The sequence below is a fragment of the Paenibacillus residui genome, assembly GCF_042677205.1.
Lineage (GTDB): Bacteria > Bacillota > Bacilli > Paenibacillales > NBRC-103111 > Paenibacillus_L > Paenibacillus_L residui.
The window spans coordinates 173,395-191,868 of sequence record NZ_JBHTIU010000008.1 but is presented as its reverse complement, the minus strand read 5'-3'; the positions used below and the strand labels follow the sequence as shown (position 1 = coordinate 191,868).

Annotated in this window: 15 protein-coding genes; 5 read left to right on the top strand and 10 right to left on the bottom strand. The window is 49.8% G+C overall.

What is annotated here, in order from left to right; genetic code table 11:
• The first annotated feature begins 57 nt into the window (after window positions 1–57).
• Entirely contained in the window at window positions 58–1,689 is a 1,632-nt protein-coding gene (locus ACFQ03_RS02895; protein ID WP_144932328.1) for an extracellular solute-binding protein, read from the top strand.
• 177 nt (window positions 1,690–1,866) lie between these two features.
• Here the strand turns inward: ACFQ03_RS02895 and ACFQ03_RS02890 are convergent, their stop codons facing one another.
• Window positions 1,867–2,211, bottom strand: a complete 345-nt coding sequence (locus tag ACFQ03_RS02890) for a thioredoxin family protein (protein WP_144932330.1) — start codon at window positions 2,209–2,211, stop codon at window positions 1,867–1,869.
• 390 nt (window positions 2,212–2,601) lie between these two features.
• Between ACFQ03_RS02890 and ACFQ03_RS02885 the strand changes: the two genes are divergently transcribed.
• Together ACFQ03_RS02885 and ACFQ03_RS02880 are read left to right on the top strand one after the other, a co-directional pair.
• A complete protein-coding gene (locus ACFQ03_RS02885) occupies window positions 2,602–3,447 on the top strand; it encodes an SPFH domain-containing protein (protein WP_144932332.1) in 846 nt (281 codons plus the stop codon).
• An 11-nt stretch (window positions 3,448–3,458) separates the two neighbouring features.
• Window positions 3,459–3,653: a hypothetical protein gene (locus tag ACFQ03_RS02880; protein WP_144932334.1), complete on the top strand. Its 195-nt coding sequence runs from the start codon at window positions 3,459–3,461 to the stop codon at window positions 3,651–3,653.
• 288 nt (window positions 3,654–3,941) lie between these two features.
• Here ACFQ03_RS02880 and ACFQ03_RS02875 read toward each other — a convergent pair whose 3' ends face one another.
• Window positions 3,942–4,154, bottom strand: a complete 213-nt coding sequence (locus ACFQ03_RS02875; RefSeq protein ID WP_379285933.1) for a hypothetical protein — start codon at window positions 4,152–4,154, stop codon at window positions 3,942–3,944.
• A gap of 31 nt (window positions 4,155–4,185) precedes the next feature.
• A complete protein-coding gene (locus tag ACFQ03_RS02870) occupies window positions 4,186–4,896 on the bottom strand; it encodes a GAP family protein (protein WP_379285931.1) in 711 nt (236 codons plus the stop codon).
• Window positions 4,897–4,985: 89 nt separating this feature from the next.
• Here ACFQ03_RS02870 and ACFQ03_RS02865 point away from each other — a divergent pair, with 89 nt between their 5' ends.
• Entirely contained in the window at window positions 4,986–5,579 is a 594-nt protein-coding gene (locus ACFQ03_RS02865) for a TetR/AcrR family transcriptional regulator (RefSeq protein ID WP_379285929.1), read from the top strand.
• A gap of 384 nt (window positions 5,580–5,963) precedes the next feature.
• On the opposite strand, the gene ACFQ03_RS02860 is transcribed toward ACFQ03_RS02865, so the two are convergent.
• Complete coding sequence (locus tag ACFQ03_RS02860; RefSeq protein WP_144932336.1) at window positions 5,964–7,493, bottom strand: copper amine oxidase N-terminal domain-containing protein; 1,530 nt, start codon at window positions 7,491–7,493, stop codon at window positions 5,964–5,966.
• 898 nt (window positions 7,494–8,391) lie between these two features.
• Here ACFQ03_RS02860 and ACFQ03_RS02855 point away from each other — a divergent pair.
• On the top strand, window positions 8,392–9,816 hold the full coding sequence (locus tag ACFQ03_RS02855; RefSeq protein ID WP_379285927.1) for a DUF2515 family protein: 1,425 nt from the start codon (window positions 8,392–8,394) through the stop codon (window positions 9,814–9,816).
• On the opposite strand, the gene ACFQ03_RS02850 is transcribed toward ACFQ03_RS02855, so the two are convergent.
• From ACFQ03_RS02850 to ACFQ03_RS02825, 6 genes are all read right to left on the bottom strand, one after another.
• Window positions 9,806–11,422, bottom strand: coding sequence for a putative polysaccharide biosynthesis protein (locus ACFQ03_RS02850; protein ID WP_144932340.1), 1,617 nt, complete (start codon window positions 11,420–11,422; stop codon window positions 9,806–9,808). The two genes, ACFQ03_RS02855 and ACFQ03_RS02850, sit on opposite strands and share 11 nt — an antisense overlap.
• A 25-nt stretch (window positions 11,423–11,447) precedes the next feature.
• Window positions 11,448–11,930 (bottom strand): DUF456 domain-containing protein, encoded by a 483-nt coding sequence (locus ACFQ03_RS02845; RefSeq protein WP_379285924.1) that lies wholly within the window; start codon window positions 11,928–11,930, stop codon window positions 11,448–11,450.
• Window positions 11,931–12,035: 105 nt separating this feature from the next.
• Window positions 12,036–12,776 carry an HAD family hydrolase gene (locus ACFQ03_RS02840; protein WP_144932344.1) on the bottom strand — a complete coding sequence of 247 codons (741 nt, stop codon included), beginning with the start codon at window positions 12,774–12,776 and terminating at the stop codon, window positions 12,036–12,038.
• A gap of 26 nt (window positions 12,777–12,802) precedes the next feature.
• Window positions 12,803–14,683 (bottom strand): asparagine synthase (glutamine-hydrolyzing), encoded by a 1,881-nt coding sequence (asnB, locus tag ACFQ03_RS02835; RefSeq protein WP_144932346.1) that lies wholly within the window; start codon window positions 14,681–14,683, stop codon window positions 12,803–12,805.
• 371 nt (window positions 14,684–15,054) lie between these two features.
• Entirely contained in the window at window positions 15,055–15,189 is a 135-nt protein-coding gene (locus ACFQ03_RS02830; RefSeq protein WP_260981931.1) for a hypothetical protein, read from the bottom strand.
• A gap of 280 nt (window positions 15,190–15,469) precedes the next feature.
• Window positions 15,470–17,494, bottom strand: a complete 2,025-nt coding sequence (locus tag ACFQ03_RS02825; protein ID WP_144932348.1) for a peptidoglycan D,D-transpeptidase FtsI family protein — start codon at window positions 17,492–17,494, stop codon at window positions 15,470–15,472.
• Between the last annotated feature and the right edge of the window lie 980 nt (window positions 17,495–18,474).

Below are 18,474 nucleotides of genomic sequence, written 5' to 3'. Positions count from 1 at the left end.
ACTGTACGTTTTCCATATAAAACATAAATATTAAACAAAGGATAGGAGAATCGAAAAATGCAAAGAAAGAAATGGATCACCATCATGCTGTCCTCCGTTATGACCGCGGGTCTTCTGCAGGGGTGCGGCGGACAAGAAGCAGCAGGAGGCACAACGACCGGCGGGGAGTCTGAAGCCAAGACAACGGACAACTTCAATCCGACAGGCATGCCGATCGTCAAAGAGCCGATTGAGCTTACTTTCTTTACGGGCAAGGCGGCGACCAACACGAATAACTTCGAAGAAACGTTGGTATGGAAAGAATATGCCAAGATGTCGAACATCAAAGTCAACTTTCAATTGGTTCCCTTCGAAAGCTTGACGGAGAAGCGGAATCTCGCCTTGGCCAACGGGGATTATCCGGATGGATTCTATACGGCCCGGATGCCTGCATCCGATCTGGCGAAATACGGTGAGCAGGGCGTTTTTCTCAAATTGAATGATTTGATCGATCAGCACGCGCCTAACTTGAAAGCATTGTTGGACAAGTATCCCGATTTGAGAAAAGCGTTGACAATGCCCGACGGAAATATATACTCGTTTCCTTCTTTCTACAGCCCCGAGTTCCTGCCCATGCTTATCGGCACCCCTCTCTGGATCAAGCAGGACTGGCTGGACAAGCTGAACCTTTCGGAGCCGAAGACGACGGAGGAGTTCTACCAATACTTAAAAGCGGTAAAAGAAACCGACTTGAACGGAAACGGCCAAATGGATGAAATCCCCTATAGCGGAACGGGAATCGAGCCTCTGATCGATCAGTTGAAAGGAGCTTGGGGAGTGGGCACAAGAGGCCTGGGGCATAAGTTCGTCGATGTGGATCCGGAGACGAACAAGCTGCGCTTCTTCCGTCTGGACCCGAAGTACAAGGAAGTGCTTGAATATGTCCATAAATTGTATGCGGAAGGTCTGATCGACAAAGACATATTTACGCAAAAATCGAGCGAGCTGTACGCCAAGGGCGGCAAGGATATTCTCGGAGCGACGATCAATCCGAATCCGAAAACGCAGTTTAACGGGGAAAATTACTTCGGGCTGGGTGCTTTGGAAGGTCCGCACGGAGATAAGCTGTATACCCATATCAAAGTTCCTATGGTTTGGCCGGGAGCCTTCGTCATAACGAACAATAACAAGCATCCGGAAGCGACGGTTCGCTGGATCGATTATTTCTTCGGAGATGAGGGCGCCACATTCTACTTCATGGGGAAAGAAGGCGTCTCCTATACGCAAACGCCGGACGGCAAGCTGGAGTTCGTCGATGAAATCAAGAACAACCCGGAAGGATTGACTCTGGATCAAGCTCTGACGAAATATGTAACCTGGATGGGCGGCAGCTACCCGGGATACGTTCAGGAGAAATATTTCAAAGGCTCGGAAACGCTGCCGGAATCGATAGCCGTCGGCCAGAAAGCCGAACCCGACCGGATTAAGGACCTCTGGTACAGCTTCAATTTCCTCCAGGATGAAACGGAGTTTATGCAATCCACCGGAAGCGATATTCATACGCTGATCAAGGAAATGGAGGCCAAGTTCATTACCGGAGCCGTTCCGTTCAGCGAATGGGACAGCTATGTCAAAAAAGTCGAGAATATGGGTGTGGACAAGTATTTGAAAGTGTACGAAGCCGCCTATGAGCGTTACAAAAACAGTTAATGGACGATGAGGCGCGGATAAGGTGCTATCGGGCATTAAGCAGCCGGGCGCCGATAAGATAAAGCCTATAATTGTAAAAAAGGTCGGGAAGAGAACTCTCTTACCCGGCCTTTCTTATCTTGTGGTGCTGCTATCTGTTCCTATCGGCAATGTCCAAGATCGGAGGCTGCCCGAAGATCAAGACGGAAGCGCGTTGGCCACCTCTACGGAACGGTCCAGAAATTGCTCGATTTCTTCCCTTGTCTTGCGGAGTTTGCTTACAAAACGGGTCACTTCCCGTCCCTGACGGAAAACGATGAAGCTGGGAATACCAAGAATATTATATTTCTCGCATAGATCGGGCAGCTCGTCCCGGTCAATCTCCACGAAGGTCAGTTTATCTGCATAAGCCTGTTCTACATCCGGCATGAACGGATCGATAAAATGACAGTCCTTGCACCATGCGGCCTTAAATACGGCAACCGTCGGTTTATTCTGCCCAACCTGCTCTTGAAACTCCTGCTCGGAATGAATTCGGTTCAACGCCGTTCCCTCCTTAGTATTGTCCTCGCTCATATACGCCACTGAATCTATTCCCACCCTATGGCTTAAAGCATCAGCAGTGAGCTACGGACCATTTTCCTTGTTATAGCACTTCTCCGTTCCGTATGTCAAATGGTTCACAGCATGCTTATCACAGGACAACAATCGTTGCGATCCGGGAAGCCTATGTGGCATCCCTTCTCCATAACCCTCCCATTTGCTTAGGTTAAGTGAAAGCTCGATGGTCTCTGCCTCTTTTACCGCACTTGCAATAGGAGTCTATTTATTAGGAAAATGGAAAATATTAATATTTACATATATTTCAAAATGTGATATCATTTAAGTATCAAAACGAAATGACAACAATATCTTTTGAAAGGATGAGACACCATGGTTGAAAAGAAAGCTTGGAAATTTAACGCCTATCTGGGATTGGTGATTCTGGTCGCTATGTTTATCGCCAGCATCTTTTTGCTGATCCAGGAGTTTATTGTATCCGGTCTCCTTCTGTTAGCCATAGATATAATCTTTCTGATGTCTTCATTTACGGTCGTTCAGCCTAATCAGGCCAAGATCATCACCTTCTTCGGGACTTATATGGGCACCATCCGCGAGGCCGGAGTGTGGATTACCGTTCCTTTCTCCAACCGCAGAAGAATCTCCCTTCGCGTCCGCAATTTCAACAGTGCCAAGCTGAAGGTGAATGATGTGGAAGGCAATCCGATCGAAATCGCCGCGGTCATCGTCTTCAAAGTGGTCGATACGGCGAAAGCGATGTTCGATGTGGACCATTATGAGCAATTCGTGGAAATCCAGAGCGAAACGGCTCTTCGGCACGTAGCCAGCAAATACCCATATGATAACTTCATTAGCGACGGTTATTCCCTGAGAGGCAATGCCGAAGAGGTGGCCGGCGAGCTCGGGGCGGAGCTTCAAGAGCGCTTGTCCGTAGCGGGAGTAGAGGTGCTGGAAGCAAGATTGACCCACCTCGCCTACTCTACCGAAATTGCCAGCGCCATGCTGCAGAGACAGCAAGCGTCGGCCATCATTTCGGCCAGACAGCAGATTGTCGAAGGGGCCGTCGGCATGGTTCAGATGGCCATAGCCCGGCTGGAGGCCGACGGTGCCGTTACACTGGATGAGGAAAGAAAGGCGGCAATGATCAACAACCTGATGGTGGCCATCGTGTCGGATCGATCCGCAAGTCCGGTCATCAACACAGGAAGCCTTTATTGACAGGCCCTTAAATGGCACCCAAGAAAAACTTCCCGCTCAGGATCGATCCCAAGCTGTACGAAGTACTGGAACGTTGGGCCGCCGACGAGTTTCGCAGTGTTAATGGACACATCGAATTCCTGCTTCGTGATGCGGCAATGAGGGCCGGTCGTCTCAAGGAACATCGAATTCTTCCGCAGCCGCCGGAACCGGAAGCGGAGGAATAAAGCCCGAGAACGAGCATTGAGGGGCAGCTATACCTTGACAAGAATCAGAGATAAACAGCTATCGCCGTCCTTTCTTATATTTTAAAAAAATAGGGTACTCGGACTTTATGGTGGAAAAGGGCTTATAAGCCGCCCTTTTCCAATTTTCTTAATTAGTAACACCGTCTAAGGCTTGATAACTACGCTTTTCGTCAATGGATATAAGGCGTTCCCGGAAGGCAGAATCACATTCACAACACTTATAACGTCTACGGTTCAATTGTAAGCCGTTCTTGAAGAAATAATAGGTTAGTCATCTTTGCCTTTTATTTTGAGAGAGCCTAAACCAATAATTGCTCCCAGTATAACTAAAACTATACTGGCTATAATTTCATACCCTTGCAAAGCCTCGATGTAATTTACGAGAAACCAACTGGGTCCCCCGCCTGTTAATCGGTTTATCAAACCTCCAACTCCTTGAATTAATAGAAGTAGACTTACAGCGCTTGTAATCTCTTTCATGACACTACATCCCCTTTCCAAATAACTAATATCACGATAGAATTCCCCTAATGCCAATATTGAATAACACCGCTCCAATAACTGCCACTCCTACTAATACAGAAGACAATGGAGCTTTTACTAATTGTGTTCTTAGCTTTTCAAGCTTATTCTGTGTCCAGCCTCCAAATAGAATATAAATGAACAATAATAAGATTGAAGGTAGTACCATAAGCACGTTATAGCCAAGTAAAATACTTATGGACAAACCCGTATTAAACGCTAAACGATCCATTAATAATATCGAGTAAAAATACGGTAAAGCTGTGGTAAACTCGATCGCAAATACAATAATACCGAGTATAATCATCCCACCTATTGATACTTGCTTAGGCAACCATTCCAAAAATCGGGATTCCATTCCTTTCTTAGGCTTATAAAAACTAATTAGTACAAAGCCGACTCCAAGTATCGTATAAAACCAACTTGAAATTTGATTGTTAGACATGCTTTCTATAAAACCATGTATCTGCCCAACTCCCAGGTAAACCAAGATACCCATCATAAAATAGCAAAATTGTGTCGATAATAGAAAAACGATCAAACGCGATGCCAATTTTTCTTTTTGTATTAGAAGGATATAGGCTGTAATCGCCAATACCCCGGGGCTTAAGATATCAATGAAAGCACAGAGCACAATAATGAGGAGTGCTGTTGTGAAATCTATGTTGGCAGGAATCAATGATTCAATGATTTCCAGCATCTAAACATCCCCCCTTATTTATTTATTTCACACACTGTGATAAAATGATAATAACACGGTGTACTAAATAAAAGCAAGAGGTGATTTGAGTGCCGAAAATTGTTGATCATGATCACAAAAGGAAAATTATCGCTGAAACAGCTTGGAAAATTATTGAAGGTGAAGGCATTGAAAAAGCATCTATCCGAAGAATTGCATCTGAGGCTGGAATGTCTACCGGAGCACTAAGACATTATTTCTCAAACCAAGATGAATTACTATTGTTTATCATGGAATATTTTCTTGCTCGCGGGAAAGAACGGTCGGAGAATAAATCATGGTCAAAAAACCCTCTTATTGCGGTACAGGAAACATTGTTAGAATTAGTTCCTGTGGATCGGGATAAACAAACTGAAACTGGCGTTTGGCTCGTTTTCGCCATTCGCTCACTTACAAGTGCAGCTTTGAACACGAAAAAAAATGAACTAACTGAAGGTGAATATATTTTAATGGAAGCACTGCTTAAAATATTGATAAAAGCAGGCTATGTAAATAAAGACATAAATATTGAAATAGAAAAATTAAGGCTATCGGTAGTCATTGAAGGTTTATCCATACATGCTCTATTAAGACCGGACATATTCACAATTGAAAAAACGGAACAAATTATTGCTCACCACTTAAATGAACTTTGCAATCAATAATATATGGCTCTTCGCTATACTACATGGGAAAAACTACGTTTGAGAGGCATAATAGAGCGATTTGACATGGAGCCTCTGCGGGCATGAGTACTCGCGAAAGCCGCGAAGGGTAAGGAATTCGCGTTGCTAACCAGCTTATCATGCCCGCCTCTCCATATAAAATCGCTGTCTATTTACCCCACCCAGAGTAGCGAGGAAGCTAATATATTGAGTTAAGCACTCGTTTTCTAAATAAACTCTGTGGAATGTGTCGACAATGAAAAGAAGTAGAATCCCGGCATAAAATCCGAGGAGCCAAAAAAGACTCTTAACGGTGCCCTGTAAATACCCCCCCAACATAAAAAAAGCGCGACCCTTGATGGCCGCGCCCTTTATTTACCCTGCTTAGTCTCTAGTAATAATAACCGCCCAATCTTCCGTATCCCAATTGACTTCGGCACCGAAGGTTTCAGCGATAAAGCGAAGAGGGACGTAAGTCGTGTCTCCTTGCAGCGTGGCTACCCCTTCCATCTCCACGGGAACGCCGTCTACGGTAGCGGTGCTGCTTTCAATGGTCATCACAATCGTTTTGCCGGTCCAGATGTCGACAACGGTCACCTGCCGCTTCTCGTTATCCCACGTTACATCGGCATCAAGCTCTTCGGTTACAAAACGTACCGGAGCCATAGCTTTCTCCGTCACGGGATCGATATACGGAAGCTCATACAATTCGCCGTCTACTTCTTCCCAGATCGGCAAGTAAATATATTTGCTTTTCAGCCCCAAATCATCCACCATAAGCTTGTAAAGCGCAGAATTGGCGTCGAGGTTCTTCAGGAACTTACCCATAGTCACGCTCTCGACATTCAAACCATCCTGAGTGTTAATAATATCCGCTTTTACCGCATGGTTAATATTCCACATCTCGGACGTCGATTTGATTTTGATCGTATTCAAATCGTCATTCGACGGCTCCGGATTGTTCAGGACAAGCTCCATATCCATTTTGCGAATTTGAGAAGAGCTGTCCACATACATATCTACTTTCATGTAGTTGTTCTCGTTTAAGAACTCGTCAGCCTCTCCGGAATTTTTCATCGCCTCAATTTCTAGAGACAGCTCCGTCAATCCTTCTTTTGCCGCATTGTAGATTTCATCCACGGTAGCGGGACTAACATCGACACCATTGTCCAGACCCTCAATCTCCCCTTGCAATTCTTTCTGAACCGGATCGATTACGAGAGTAAAGATTTGTTGGATGACTTCCTTCAAGGCCTGATCGTTAGCGTTGATGTTATCAATGAAAGCTTTAAGCAGATCCAGAACTTCGCTTCCCTTGATTTCCACCTGAACCTTGGTCAGATTCGTAAAGATGCCGTCAATCTGCTCGCTGGTGTTGGAAACTTTAATATTGTCCGGATTCGGCAAATTATTGATAATGAAAGGACCTACTGCCTTCAATAGCTGCTCTTGATTATTCTCCAGCGTTTCGGACAGCCCCGCCCAGTTGATGGTCATCATCATCGGGTCTATCGAAGTATAGTCATCCAGCTTAAGATAAACCGGCTTGGCGGCTCCTTCAAATTGAACGGCTATCTCTTCTTTCGTCATGGATACGGAGAAAGGAAATTTTCCTTTACCGGTCACTAATGCCGCGTCCATAGACAGGGTGTTCCGGTCCTGCATTTTAATATTGTTCATTTCCAGCTGAAGATTGTTCAGGAAGGACAGATCTTCTCCGTCAGCCGCCCAGTCAAAATCGGATCCTCCGATCAATTCTATCGAGAAATTGGAAGTTCCTTCGTAGGAGGCAACCTCCAGGTTGTTCTGCAGCGCTTTATTCAAATCTACGCCGCCAATGGATTGACAGCCTGTCAGCACCAGCATCATCAGGCCGACGAAAGCACTCATCCATGTTATGTACCTCTTCTTCAAACCTATCCTCTCCCTCTTAGTCGATATAAATGAAGACTATTAGCTCGGTGAAAATCCCCCTCCCGGTGGACTGGATAATAGAACACTCTGCTAATCCAGCAGCGATTCTATCAAACAGGCCGCTCCTTGGCGCAGAACCGGATTCAGTCAACGACAGCAGCTCTGCCTAGAATAAAGGACCTATTGCCATCCCAAACCGGAGTCTCCATGGATTTCCACCTTACATAATAATCATATCATGCTAATTACTACGTTTAAAGAATAATTAAGATTCAGATTGGGGAAAATAAATATCCCCATAAATTGACATGGCCATACAGCCTTTGAAGAGGCGTGTGGTTGACCAGCGTCATGCGACGCCAATTACCGCACGCTGGGAGTCGCGCGCAATGCGGAAACAATTTCCCGTTCGTACTTTGCGGAACCCCCCGCGGAATTTAAAAAGCCTGCAATTCTGCATCATTTTGGCCGGGGTGCTCCGTATCCGCGGCAAAGCCTGAACAAATACATCTTTTTTCTCGTTCGACGGGAGCTCGGGGGATTTGATACAAAAATTACTGCATTTTCGCAGGCTTTTCTCCATGATTGAGTTGAATCGATCAAAATTGCTGCATTTTCGCAGGAATTTGTACCCGCATTTGTGTTCACTTTGTGGCCGGTTTGTGTTCGCCGGTAGAGTGGAGAGGTACTAAATTTAGAGGATTTCTGTTCACAATAATTTCAAATAAATGGAACATACTATAAAAAAAGCACCTAACGGAGCCTCTTCGAAGACGAATAACCCGGTTTTAAAGGTAGCTTTTTATGCCAGTTGGAAAGTTATTCCATTTTAACGCTTTAATGAACTTAAACTTTCTAATGTGGTAAAAAACTATCATTCTCATTAAGGGGCAATGAAATGGCGGCGGAATCGAAAGGGGCGAATAAGGGAGACAGCATGTGGGCTAAAGGACTTCTGCTCGGTAAAGGAATAGCTCGCTTGATCGCGGATTCGGTCAACCGGCTGTGGCATGCTTCCGTCCGGTCCGGTGAAGCGGAAATCCCCCTGAACCTCTCTCCGGAGAGGAAACGGCAGCTAGTCTCCCGCCTGGAGGAACAGCTGAGGAAGCCCCCTGCCCATCATTCAAATAAGGCATTAAGCAGCCGGGAAAAGGAGCTGGTTCGCGAGTTACAAGAGCATACCGCCCTCCTTAACCGGAATAACCTCACGCGCACTGCCGCTTATCTTGAGTTTTACGGCAAGCACCCGGATATTCATTGGGCGCTGCTAGCTCATATGGTTTCCCGCAATGGCGGGTGGAACATGACCGATTTACGCGGGGAACTGCTTCCCCGTCTGCTGGATGAGGGGGAAATTGAATCCGTCTTCGACATGCTCGAAACGGCTAACGCCCTCATTTTTCAGGATGCCTTTCCTCAATTGCTTCTTTACGAACGCAGCCGCACATGGAACCGCCCCCTCTTTCATCTGCTGCCCTGGCTCCACGTTTCCCGCTTCATGCAGCCGATGTGGGAGCTGTTCTGGGATGAAGGCAGCTCGGCTCTGATCACGATTGCTCTAATCATCAATGAGCAGAACTATATTCAAGCCAGGGTTGCCGAGCATCCCCGCTTTCAAGACCATGCGCTGCATTCGCTCATGCGCCTGACCCAGGCCGCCACGCAGACCAACCAGATCATCTTCCCTTGCAAATCCGCTCCGGCGGAGTCTTCGGCAGTTGGCCGGGCAGCGGGAAGCAAGGCTACCGCGTCCGCGGGGCGGCCGGCAGCCGCTTATCCGGGCGCCGAAGCCGCTCCCTCCCCATCGCAAGCTGCCGATGCGATGGGCATGCCGATCCGTGCGGGGAATCCGGGGAAGCCTTGGCCGCTGTACGGCCGCGTTCTGGAGAACTTCCCCGATCTGGACGAACGGATCGAAATCGGCAAGCAGCTGTACGCGCTGCTGTTCGGCCTGCCGTCTGCCCGCGACGGCTTCCACCGCTTCGCCCGGGAAGTGCCGCACAGCGGCTCCCGGGCCGATTATTGGCCGCATCTGTTCCAGGATGCGGCCACGCAAACAGCCTTTCCATCATCATATACGGAAAGGCTGAACGGCTGCGCGCTGCGCGAAGGCGCAAGCCGGCTGTGCAGCCCCCGGCTGCCTGCGGCGTGGCCGGATCGGCCGCTGGCGGCCCCGGAGCGGTACGACTGGTTCCGCGACCTGTCGCCGGTCGCTCACCTGTCGGCCGCCAGAGCCGGGGCCCCGGCCGAGCTGACGCGCCTGCACTGCGCGGGGCTGCGCAAGCTGGAGCTCGCGATCCTCGCGCGCGAGCTCATCGATTGATGGCCGCAGAGAACTTGCGGACCAGCTTCTGCACTGGCCCCGGCAGGTTGGCCAGGTCGTTCTTCGTCACGATGCGGAAGGTGAACAGCAGCAGCGGATAGAGCGCGATGACCACCAGGCACGTGACGGCCGCATTCAGGAAGTAGTCGAGCTTGGCCGGGAACCAGGTGACGTAACGGTACATTAACCGCTCGACCCCGGCGCCCGCGGCGATGATGATGGCGGATGCGGCAATCAGCCGAATCCAGCGCGGAAGCCCCAGGATTACGAACGGAACCTTGCCCTTCAGCGTCCGGAAATTCAGCAGCATCATCACGATGAAGCAAAGCGCTGTTGACAGCACGACTCCGTTGATGCCCAGCCATGGGGCAAATACGAAGCTGCCCCCCAGCTTGACGGCCAGGCCGATGAGGACATGGAGAATCAGCGGCCGCATGGCGCCGATGCCCATCAGAATGGCTCCCGATGTCTGCATCATAATTTGGAACAATGCGGTAGCCGTCAGCAGCGCAATGATCAGCGTTCCGTTCTCATCCGGAAACAGCGTGCCGTTAATCGGCCTCGCAGCGACAGCAATAGCGAGCACGACCGGCAGACCGGTCAGCACCGAAATTTGCATCGCTTTGGCGGCTTGCTGCCGGACCTGAGGTAAATCATTGCGGGCATAGGCTGCCGATACGATAGGGACGATCGACTGGCTGAGCGCGACTGCCAGAATGATCGGAATCCCGGCCAGAGACTGCGCCCTCCCCGTCAAGACACCGAGCTCAATCTTGGCCTGCTCGGCGCCGATCAAATTCTGCAGCAGCGGAATGACCGTCGAGGTATCGATAAAATACACCAAGGGTACCGCCATCGAAAACAGCACAATAGGCACCGACAGCCGAAAAATCTGCCCGTAAATCGTGCGATAAGGAAGCGGCTTTTGCCGGAAGGAAGCATTCCTCCTTATTCCTTGAGACGCATCCTTCTCCCTGAGCAGTTTATAGAACAGAAGCAGGACGAGGAATGCCCCGACACTGCCCATCACTCCTCCGAAGGAAGCCCCGGCTACCGCCCAATCATGCCCCCAGCCGATAGCCAGAAGCAAATAGGCAAGTCCGACCGCCGTAATCAGCCTCAGAATCTGCTCTATGACCTGGGACAGTCCGTTCGGCATCATCCTCTGCCTTCCCTGGAAATAACCGCGCATCATTGCGATAAGCGGGAAGAGCAGCAAAGCGGGAGCCAGCGCCCTTATAGCCAGCGCGGCGGACGGGTCCCCTGACATTTGGGCATAGGAAGGGGCGATCAGAATCAGCAGAACGGTCATGATCAGACCGGCCACTACGGCAAACTGTACCGAGGCGCGAAAAATCCGGTCGGCTTCGGCATGCCGCCCAAGCTCCGTCCGCTCTGATACCATTTTGCTTAGGGCGCTAGGAATGCCTGCCGTAGCTATCGTTAGAAGCGGAGTATAAATATTGAACGCGATCGAGAACGTAGCCATCCCTTGGTCGCCTATCAAGTAAACGAGAGGAACCCTTTGGACCACGCCGAGCACACGCGCAACCAGAGCGGCGACAGCAAGGATGAGGGTTCCTTTAACTAATGAATCCTTGGACACTTGCAACCCTTCCCCCAATTAAGGTTTAGACGATTAGCCAGATGATGAAGAGGAAGATCATCAGCAGCTGAAGCAGAACTTTAGCGACCACGCTTGAGAAAAATCCGACGACAGAGCCGATTCCGGCTTTCCCCGCCTGCTTCCAGTCCGCCCCGGCAATCAATTCCCCGATGAAGGCTCCCACGAACGGACCGAGAATCAGCCCGGCGAACGGGATGACAAACGGACCGATCATAATCCCGATAGTGCTGCCAATGACCGAAGCCTTTGTCCCCCCGAATTTTTTGACCCCGAGGGCACTGATCATATAATCAGCCACCAGAATGGCCACCACAATCGCGGTCTGTATAGCCCAGAACCAGAAGCCGAAAGGCTCGAAGCTGAAAAACCAGCCATAGACAAAGAACGCAGCATATACCGCCAGCACGCCAGGAAGCACGGGAATTACCGTACCGAGCATGCCGACTACAAACAATGCGATTATCAGTATCCAGCCCACTATAGCCATGGCTATTCCCCTTACCTTTACTTAGGATTTTGAGGCTTAATCCTTGAACTTCAACTTTTCTCCGGATCCGGGCTTCCGCTTCGTTCCTTAAAGTCGCCGAATTTCTTAAAGCCCGAATATGTACTTCTGAATCGCCTTGGCGACCCCATCCTCTTCGTTCGAAGCGGTAACCGCATCCGCCTCTCTTTTCAGTTCCTCCTGGGCGTTCTCCATCGCGATTCCGAGACCGACCTGACGGATCATCTCCAGATCGTTAAGACTGTCCCCCATCGCAATCACTTCCTCCATCTTCACTCCCAGCAGGCCGCATACCTCTCTGATTCCACTTGCTTTGCTGATGCCGCGGGGATTCAGCTCCAGATTCGAAACATGAGAGTTGGTTATTTCCAAATTGCCCCATTCCTCTAATTTGCTGCGAATCTCGGCCAGCTTAACATGATCCTCGGTAAACAATCCGAACTTGAGCCACTGCTCCGACTCCAAATCCGAAGTCCATTTATCTTTATTATATAAGCCCCCCACTGTATAACCCCAATACCATACATCATATTCCAAGGCCATTTGGTGAAGCTGTTGAACCCAGCTAGTTTGGAGCGGAGTCCTGCTCAGAAGCTCCTGCGGAGACTTCCAGACTTCTCCGCCGTTGACGGCAACCATCGGGGAAGTCAATCCTAAATCCTCAACATAAGGGGAAATATTCTGAACCCCTCTCCCTGTAGAAAACATCACCGTAACCCCGGCTTCGATCGCTTGGTTAACCCATTTGCGGTTTTCCTCGGAAATCGTCTTCTCCTCTGTCAGGAATGTACCATCCATATCCAACGCAATCAGTTTGTACGCAGCCATCTCTCTCCTCCGACACGTTTAATATTTTATGAATTAGCCGCAGCATAGGAAGTGCCCGGCTTCTCCAGCATATAGGAAGCATGCCACAATGCAAATACATAGATCACCCAAAGTCTCCGGGCATAGTCCCCTTCTCCTTTGCGGTGCTTCAGCGCCATTTGCTCTACAGTCGTCAGATTGACCAAATCCCCTATTCCGCTGGCCTTCACTTGCTCCAGCACCATTTCACCCCGACTGCCCTTGAGCCACTCCCTCATCGGCACCGGAAAGCCCAGCTTCGGCCGGTTGAGGATGAAGTCCGGGATAATTCCTTCCATCGCTTTGCGGAAAATATATTTCGTGGTTCCCTGCCCCAGACGATAATCGACCGGAATTTTGCGCGTCAGCTCGAACAGCTCCTTGTCCAGGAACGGAACGCGCAGCTCCAGGGAATGGGCCATGGTCATCTTATCCGCCTTCATAAGAATATCGCCCGGCAGCCACAGGTTCATATCGATATACTGCATCCGGGTTACCGGGTCCAGGTGACGGGTCTTGCTGTAGAACTCAGCCGCTATTTGCACGGGCTTCTTGTAGTTATCCAGCAGGGAGCCGCTGGCGCGGACAATTTCCGCCTTCATGTCCTCGGTGAATATTTTCGCATTTCCCAGGAAGCGTTCTTCGAGAGGAGTCGTTCCCCTCAGCAAGTAGTTCCTTCCGGGCATCCCCGCAGGCAGCTTGTCTACAAGCTGATGAAGCAGCCTCTTAAGGGGCAAGGGCAGCCAGGAGATCGGACGCAAAGACAACGGCTCCCGGTAAATGCGGTAGCCTCCGAACAGCTCGTCCGCTCCTTCGCCGGACAATACGACCGTTACATGTTCCCTTGCGAGCTGCGCCACATGATAGAGGGCGATCGCGGATGGGTCGGCTACCGGTTCATCCTGATGCCAAATCGCTTTCGGAACCGATTCGAAGAAATCCTTCTCCGATATCAACTTGGAATAATGCTCGGTCCCCAGCGCTTCCGCTGTCTCCCGGGCAATGGTCGTCTCATTGTTGGCCCCTTCGAAACCGACCGAGAAGGTCCTTATCGGCTCGATGCTCCGCATGTGAGCGGCAATGGCTGTGGAATCAATCCCGCTGGACAGGAAACAGCCTCTCTCCACATCGCTCTGCATATGATGAACGACCGAATCCTTCAATCGTTCGCGGATCTCCTCGACGTAATCATCGAACGGCCTTGACACCGGCTCGAACATCGGATCCCAGTAACGGCTCAGCTTAATGGTTCCGTCCGGCCGCACCGTAATCGTATGACCCGGGGGCAGCTTGCGGATGCCCTGGAACATCGTCATCGGCTCGGGGACATATTGGAACGTCAAGTAATTCAGGAAAGCCTCGGTCTCCACGGAACGGCGCGTTCCGTCGGCCGCGAGAATGCTTTTGATTTCCGAGGCGAACAGAAATTGATTCGGCCCGCAGGAATAATAGAAAGGCTTGATGCCGAAATGATCGCGCGCCCCGAACAGCTGTCTCTTCTTGCGGTCCCAGATGACAAAACCGAACATCCCGCGCAGCATCTTGACGCATTCCGGGCCATACTCCTCATACAGATGAACGATGACCTCGGTGTCACTCTGTGTCCGGAACTGGTGTCCCTTGCTCTGAAGCTGCTGACGAAGCGCTTTATAGTTATATATCTCTCCGTTAAAGACGATCCAGACCGATTCGTCCTCGTTAGTCAGAGGCTGATGGCCTTCCTGCAAATCAATAATCGACAGTCTGCGAAAGCCTAACCCTATTCCCGGATCCGTCCAGAATCCCGAGTCGTCCGGTCCCCGGTGAACGATTACATCGGTCATTCTGCGCAGCAATTGTTCTGACGGTACTTCTTCTGTAAAATACATCGCTCCTGCTATTCCGCACATGTGGTACACTCTCCAAACTTATATGGCTGTTTAAGTAATTAATAGCTCCATTTCAGCATCAATGCCCCAAGATGCGCCCGCATCTTAAGGCAATTGAAGATCAGATACCGATGACTTAGTATACCATACCTTAACGCCTTGCGGAAACGAACGGCCAAAAAGTTCAGACACCTCCTGCATCTAAACGCGGCTCCCGGTGCTGCATGGTGCTGCATGGTGCTGCATGGCGCTGCATGGCGCTGCATGTCGGCAGCCGACCACATGCGTCGCGGTCTGCGATGCTTAAGTAATACGGTATGGTTCTCCCCTAGAGGACGCCGACAATTACGGAACCTGCCTTTACGCGGCGCGTAAATCTGCTTCCGGTCAGCTTATTTATACAGGGTTAAGGCTGCAACCGCTGCTCCCGCCCCTCCTAACCACATAGCACCCGCTGCGGTCAGGACCAAATAAACCATGCTTATGATCAAGCGCTGCAAGGAAGAATTAAGTCTTCTTCCGCTCATTGATCCTCTCCTCCTGTCTTCCATTAGTCATAAAAACATATTGCAAGCTGCGGAGCTTGAAATGCGGGGCCTTCCGGCATATTGCAGGCCGCATGAATGCCTTGAACGATCCGATTCTGATCCGGCATCTCTCACAGCCACTATTTAGGCGATTCACAAAACATTTTACCTAGGGCAACATTTAATATAAAAAAGCAGCGGCCTTTCTTTACCCTATGCGTCCCGCCTGCAAAAGGTGCAAGGTGAGGGCACAGGGCAGAAAGCCCGCCTCTAAAGGATTCTACTCTATAACGGCCGGTCCCTTCGGAATACCGTCCAGGCCGATGTATTGATCGTATGCATCGAAAATTTTTCTGGCGATCGGCGCTGCCCCGTAAGCCCCGAATCCTCCCTCGGGAACGACCACCGCAACGGCCAGCTTCGGTTTGTCGGCGGGAGCATAGCCGATAAATACCGCATTATCCACATGCTTTCGGGCAATTTCCCACTCCGACGTACCGGTTTTGCGGACGTAGGTGTAAGGAACTCCGTCGAACCCGTCCACCTTACTGGTCATCCCTTCCTTGATCACCTTCCAGTATTCATCGGGGAAGCTTACTTCGTTAAGCAGCTCGGGCTCCACCTTCTCCACGAGTTCGAAGTCATAGGTCGTAATCCGGTCCACGAAGAGAGGCTTGTACCGCTTTCCTTTGTTGGCCAGCATCATCGTATACTGCGCAAGCTGAAGCGTCGTATAGCGGGCTTCCTGTCCGAAAGAGGCATTGATTAGCGGAAATTGCGCCTGCAGTTTCTTGGCGGTTTCGTAATAATAGTAATCTCCCTCGATTTCACCGGGCAGGCCGCTTCCGGTAGATACCCCGAGCCCGAATTGCGTCATATAGGAGTGCCAGACGTCCAGAGGATCTTTAACTTTGGTATATAACTGGTTCCCTACTCTTTCGGCCACGAATGTATTGGAGGAGACTTGCAGAGCCCGTGCGGGAGAAATCGGACCGTAGGCCCGGTAATCCGAATTTCGGACTTTGGCGTTGTTATTTTTACCGTAAGTGAAGATTCCCCGGTCATTATACCTTTCGTTGGGTGTAATCAATTTCTCGTTCAGGCCGACCAGCACGGTTAGCGGTTTAAGCACCGATCCTGGAGGAACTAGCGATGACGCAAATTTTCCTACCTGATCGTCCGGAACATCCGCGTACCGTTCTCGTATCGTCCCGTTTGTATACCGGTTCTGGATAGCGTTCCAGGCCTCCGTTGAAATCCCCCCGGTCCATACATTCGGATCATAATCAGGCATACTCGCCATGGCCACTACCTTGCCCGAGTCAACCTCTATGGCAACGGCATATCCGGCCTTCGCATTGCGGCCCTTGGCATAAGTTGCATTCGGGGGATGCTTCTGTAGAAGCTCCAAATGGTCCGTGATCGCCTGCTGGGTTGCCAGCTGCACCTCATTATGAATCGTCAGGAACAGGTTGTTTCCCTTGACCGGAGGTGTAATTTCCACATGTCCGACAATTTGCTCCCGGCTGTTCACAGGATAGGTGCGCACCCCGTTCTGGCCCCGCAGCACGTCCTGATACATCAATTCCAACCCGTCGAAACCGACATATTCATCCTTCAAATAGTCGCTGTTCTCCTCTTTGTACCGGTCCAACGATTTCGACTTCTGATTTATCGCCGTAGAATAAGGCCGCAAGTATCCGACCAACTGCACGGCAATTTGCCTCGGGTCGTATACACGGGTGCTTTCCTCCTCGACCTCAAGCCCCTTCAATTCGTCGCGATGTTCCGAAATATAAGCAATCTCATCCCGGGTCAGTCCGGATTTAATCCGCCTCGGCCAGTAGGTATAGGCGGGGTCCTTTGACTTCTCGCCGTTGATGTCGAAGCCGACATCCATCCTCTCGATGATTTCCTCCGCGGTCATCGGTTCGACGGACGGATCGCCGAAGCGGACGAAAATTTCCTCCAGCTTTTTGGCCAGCTCAATTTTTTCCTCTTTGGTCTGACCGGGCTCAATCCGGTAAGATACCGATTGTGTCGACGTTGTCGAAGCGATCGGCGATTCCTCCCGATCATATATATTTCCACGAATCGGTGAAATCGAAATATTACGGCTCAAATTTCTCTTTTCCCATGCTGTCAGCTCTTCCCCTTGAACAAACTGAAGAATGGCCAGCCGAACAATAAGGATAGAGAACAACAGAAAAATACAGAAAAAGAACACATTAATACGGATCGAAAACCCTATTCGCTTCTTAATCTCCCTTTTTTGTGTCTCTTCCACTTCCGGAGTAATATCCATACTTGCCCATCCTTCCTAAAAAGTGTGGTGATTGAATGAACATTTTGCGCCCAGTTTGGATTTCCCATACGGTTAACGTCCCGGTCCGCCGCTTGAACAGTCTTCCCGCCATTTCCGTTCCAAACTTTCCGCATGCTCCTCTGTCTCACCAGACTTCCTAAACCGATCCTCACCAGTTATGCTTTTCCTACCAGTTTAACATATTTGACGGCACAAAAAGAAGCCTTGACCCGTGTTCAGCCAATAACCCTTCCCCCCATCCCCCAAGCTATAATCTTCTCCTGGATCCGCCGGCTTGTTTTCACCATCAGATGGTGCGGCCAAGCGGCCTGCATGGGCGTCTAACTGTATTTCATGCAGGTAAATTGATGCAAATGGCGCAGAGTGACTAAACTAGATGGAAAAACTACAGTTAGAATGGAGGTTTTTTGCTGAAATCGCCTTTTTTGCACAAACTAGCTGCAGTTTTTCCACTTAGTTACCGACTTTCGCTCCAGAGGGGCAAACTAGATGGAGTTTTTCCAGTTAGACGTGCCATTCCGTTTGCTCGGCACCAGCAGAAAATGAAAATAGACGGATTTTCAAGGTAGTTACCAACTTTCGCTCCAGAGGAGCAAACTAGGTGGAGTTTTTCCAGTTAGACGCGCCATTCCGTTTGCTCTGTATGAAATTTCGTACAAATTAGTTGTGCATATGGCCCGAAGGATTAACGATACCGGTCGGAAGATCAGGTTAATCCGCGACGAAAAGCTCGCAGTTTTTTTGTTTTTTACAGCAACATTTGCTATTATTCGACGTAAGTATTAATAGGTTGCTAGTTTTTCTTCACCAAGAATAATATGGCTCTTCGCTATACTACATGGGAAAAACTACGTTTGAGAGGCATAATAGAGCGATTTGACATGGAGCCTCTGCGGGCATGAGTACTCGCGAAAGCCGCGAAGGGTAAGGAATTCGCGTTGCTAACCAGCTTATCATGC

Bases quoted from the DNA above. Each gene is read 5' to 3' on its own strand.
- ACFQ03_RS02895 (WP_144932328.1), top strand. From the start codon at position 58: ATGCAAAGAAAGAAATGGATCACCATCATGCTGTCCTCCGTTATGACC.
- ACFQ03_RS02885 (WP_144932332.1), top strand. From the start codon at position 2,602: ATGGTTGAAAAGAAAGCTTGGAAATTTAACGCCTATCTGGGATTGGTG.
- ACFQ03_RS02880 (WP_144932334.1), top strand. From the start codon at position 3,459: ATGGCACCCAAGAAAAACTTCCCGCTCAGGATCGATCCCAAGCTGTAC.
- ACFQ03_RS02875 (WP_379285933.1), bottom strand. From the start codon at position 4,154: ATGAAAGAGATTACAAGCGCTGTAAGTCTACTTCTATTAATTCAAGGA.
- ACFQ03_RS02870 (WP_379285931.1), bottom strand. From the start codon at position 4,896: ATGCTGGAAATCATTGAATCATTGATTCCTGCCAACATAGATTTCACA.
- ACFQ03_RS02855 (WP_379285927.1), top strand. From the start codon at position 8,392: ATGGCGGCGGAATCGAAAGGGGCGAATAAGGGAGACAGCATGTGGGCT.
- ACFQ03_RS02845 (WP_379285924.1), bottom strand. From the start codon at position 11,930: ATGGCTATAGTGGGCTGGATACTGATAATCGCATTGTTTGTAGTCGGC.
- ACFQ03_RS02840 (WP_144932344.1), bottom strand. From the start codon at position 12,776: ATGGCTGCGTACAAACTGATTGCGTTGGATATGGATGGTACATTCCTG.
- asnB (WP_144932346.1), bottom strand. From the start codon at position 14,683: ATGTGCGGAATAGCAGGAGCGATGTATTTTACAGAAGAAGTACCGTCA.
- ACFQ03_RS02830 (WP_260981931.1), bottom strand. From the start codon at position 15,189: ATGAGCGGAAGAAGACTTAATTCTTCCTTGCAGCGCTTGATCATAAGC.
- ACFQ03_RS02825 (WP_144932348.1), bottom strand. From the start codon at position 17,494: ATGGATATTACTCCGGAAGTGGAAGAGACACAAAAAAGGGAGATTAAG.